At 46.3% G+C, this 3,579-nt stretch carries 3 protein-coding genes; all 3 read right to left on the reverse strand.

Annotation, left to right across the window (positions count from 1 at the left end; all coding sequences use genetic code 11):
• On the reverse strand, positions 1 to 645 hold a 645-nt coding region (locus NWE95_02435), incomplete at its 3' end, for an SMC family ATPase (protein MCW4002752.1).
• Positions 642 to 1,787 (reverse strand): DNA repair exonuclease, encoded by a 1,146-nt coding sequence (locus tag NWE95_02440; protein ID MCW4002753.1) that lies wholly within the window; start codon positions 1,785 to 1,787, stop codon positions 642 to 644. The genes NWE95_02440 and NWE95_02435, both read right to left, overlap by 4 nt.
• Before the next feature lie 12 nt (positions 1,788 to 1,799).
• Positions 1,800 to 3,422 (reverse strand): ATP-binding protein, encoded by a 1,623-nt coding sequence (locus NWE95_02445; GenBank protein ID MCW4002754.1) that lies wholly within the window; start codon positions 3,420 to 3,422, stop codon positions 1,800 to 1,802.
• Positions 3,423 to 3,579 lie beyond the last annotated feature (157 nt).

Consider the following 3,579-nt stretch of genomic DNA (forward strand, 5'->3'; position numbering starts at 1 on the left):
TCCAAGCAGCGCTTCAAGGCGCTTAACGCCAGATTCAGCCTCAGCTTTTTCTTTTTCCACTTCGGGCTGGCGTTTTAGAGCACCTTCAAAAGAGCTTTTCTTGTCACGATAAACCTCAATGACCTCTTTCATTCCGTTCCAAGCGCGCTCTAAGTCCTCGACGCCAAGCAGTTTGGAGATCAACTCTTTTCTTTCCGCCGGCTTTGCATTGACCAGCGCCTCAATCTCGCCCTGCCGCACATAAATCGACTGCAGAAACATGTTCTTGTCAAGAGCCAGAACCCGCCTGATCTCTTCGTCAGACGCTCGAGCCGTAGTCGATTTGATTAGTTTCTTTCCATCCACAATTTGATAGAAATTACAAACTGGAACCCTGTTACGCTCCAACGAACGCTCCACAGTGTAGGCGACGCCGGCCTCAGTAAAACCGAGAGCAACCTTACATTTTTTAGCCTTAGAATTTATCAGGTTCTCCTTTTTCCCCCGATTTTCAGAGTCGTTGAAAAGGGCAAAGCTTATGCCATCCAAAATCGAGGTTTTGCCTGCTCCATTCGGCCCAACGATTATGTTTATGCCGTAGCCAAAATCAATCTGCGACTTCTTATGGGAAATGAAGTCTTCAAGGGTAATCTGGGTCAGAATCATGCTGGAGTCTCCCGTTGATAATAGTCTTCTGCAACAACTTTGGCTTCCTCAACATCACCTAACCGAAGGTGACGCCAAAGCTCCAACGCTAAACCTGAAACCGCAGGCTCCTTGAAGTATTCCTGAATCACCTGACTAACTTGGAAAGCACCAGACTTAACTTCTGGAAGCTGCTCCACAGCTTCATCAAGAAACTCCTGCCTAAACTGCAAAACGAAACCTGCCAAACGCTCATTCAAAGCTGAATAGACACTTTGCCTATCGATGTTTTTTCCTTCAATCTTGACATGAACAAGAGGCTTCTTCTCAAAACCACCAAGCGACTTCACGAAACGCTCAAGCTCTTCGTCTAAACACGAATACTTCAATTTGACCTCAAGCTGATGCCTTATACATTCAAGATTAACAGGTTGTACATCAACCCTGCCCTGTTCCACATCAACTATGAAAAAGCCTTTGCCATTTTTCCTCCACTCATCAACTTCGCTTCGGCTGATGATCTCGCTGGAACCCGGATACGCCAATTCACCCCTGCCCACTGAAGCCTTAATGCGAGAATGCAAGTGCCCCATGGCAACATAATCAAAATTCTTAGGAACATCATCTAACCCAAGCTCAAAAGCGCCTTCGTAGGGAAGAAACCTGTCTATACCCTCATGCAAGAGCAGAACAGCAACTTTGCCGCTTAAATCAAGGGCTGCAAGCTTCTTCAACTCTTCCTGCATGATTGCACGGTAGGTTCGACTCACGTTGGACAGCCCTGCAACCATAACATCTCGTCCACCCACAGAAAGGACCTGCTGCTGGGCGCTCCAATTTACTCCTAAAATTTGAATTTGGTCATCAAACAAGCATTGAGGCGCCAACCCCTGACTCTTAGGTCTATCATGATCACCTAAAACCGCGAAAACCTTAGTCTTTCCCCCAATCTTTTTCAGAAACTTTTTGAATGCGCGATAAGCCTGAGGCGTCGGCCTAGGCGAATCAAAAAGGTCTCCCGTGTGAACAACAATATCAACGTGCGCCTCTAAGATTTTTTCCCCGATTTCTTCAAGACAGCTGTAGATGTCACGCTCTCTTTCTTCCAAGCCATACTGCTTGTAACCAAGATGCGTATCACTTAAATGTGCAACTCTAACCATTTACGAGGTCTCCTACTCTGAATCAGTCATAAAACCCTGCAGTTCACTTCTCAAACGGCTACTCTCGTTCTCAGCGGTCTCTTGACTCGCCTTTTCGATGGCAGCCTTCATCTTAGCCACGATATCAATGTCGCTGCCGCCCTCCTTAGTACGCCGCTTCTTAATCTTGACCATCACTGGAGCACGAGTCATCTCGCCAACAATCACCGCTTCACCCGTATTCAAACCAGGCAAATCACTCAGCAACGTCTGCCCTAACCGCTCTGAACTCTTAGCGATCGCCACTTGATCGTCAGGATTAGTTATCCGCAAGATAATTTGACTGTTACATTGGCTTAAGGCATCAGGATGAATCTTTGAAGGCCGCTGAGTGATAACCACCAAGAAGACACCGAACTTCCGACCCTCAGCCGCAATTTTCTTAATAATTCGGCTAGAATCAGTCCGCCCCTCACAGGGAATAAACCGATGTGCCTCTTCCACAAAAATGAAAACTGGAAACTCTAACTCGTTGCTTGAAGCCCTCTCATAAATATCCGTCAAAATACTATACGCAATGTAATCTGCCACTTCATCACTCAAACCTGACAAATCCACAACAGACAAATGCTGAGGCCTAAGCATCGCGTCTATACTGGTTGACGCAGAAGTGAAAACATGCATCTTCACAAGCTGCTTAATGTACTTCTTAGCCGCCTTTGCCCCTGGAATCTTACGCTTAACGTCACCTTCAAGGTCCTTCCACTCATCAGAAGCATCCAACTCTTCAAGAAGGTCTTCTGGCTGAAACACCTCTTTTTCGGCTTTCACAAACTCAAACGCCTGCTCAAGACCCTCTCGAATACTCGTCATGGACTTTCCAATGTTAGCAATCAAACAGATTTCATCGATATCCAAGTCGGAAAAACAGATTTCATACGGCGAAATTCTACCAACTTCGCCTTCTGAATATCGACCTGTACTCGCAGGATTCCTAAAAACCGTTATCCGATCCGACAATTCATGACGCTTACCATCAGCAGCGCGCCCCAAAAACACGTAGTCAGCATGAGGATCCAACATAACCACGGTTCCGCCTTTAGCAAGCAACTCATCCGCAAGAATACCCGCCAAATACGTTTTCCCTGAACCAGTCTGCGCCAACACTGCCAAATGCCGTCGGAACCCCTTAATCGACAACGCCACAGGAACCTCGCTTCGAGTAATCAAGTTACCAATCTGGATAGCCTCAGCTTGCGAATAGTTGTAGAATTTCTCAAGTAACTCAGTGGGAGCAACATAAACAGGCTTCCCAGGCGTTACAGCCTTCTTTGGCAACTGCAACTCTCCCTTATCAGCGAGGTAACCTAGAACTCGAGCTTTTCCCCAAACCTTGCTGTCAGCCAACCCAGACTCAATCAACTTCTTGATAATGTCAAAGTCCAACTCCTTCGTCAAAGCTTGACTAGCAGAAATAACCCTTTCCACCTGAGCCACAACTTCAACTCGCTTAACCACGCCCTCTTGATCCTCGTCCGAATAAGCCATCAAATACTCCCAACGAGAAGGCATTTCACTGGGTTTAGACGAAAAGAAAAACTCGTTAGAACTTGCTTCGCCAATTATCACGCCGACTTCTTTAAGGGTACTTGACACGTCTATAGCTCCTCCCACGAATTATTTTTTCCCCAAACAACTTTTCAAGGTAGGGAACATAGATATTATCAACCGTTTTCTTCTTAAGCCTGACTCTCTCATCCACATTCTTCAACCACAGGTTATGGCAATCTAACCCGCAATAACCCGTCGCTAA

Source organism: Candidatus Bathyarchaeota archaeon, from assembly GCA_026014725.1.
Classification (GTDB): domain Archaea; phylum Thermoproteota; class Bathyarchaeia; order Bathyarchaeales; family Bathycorpusculaceae; genus Bathycorpusculum.

Excerpts from the sequence above, each read along its gene's own strand:
- NWE95_02440 (MCW4002753.1), bottom strand. The coding sequence starts at position 1,787 with ATGGTTAGAGTTGCACATTTAAGTGATACGCATCTTGGTTACAAGCAG.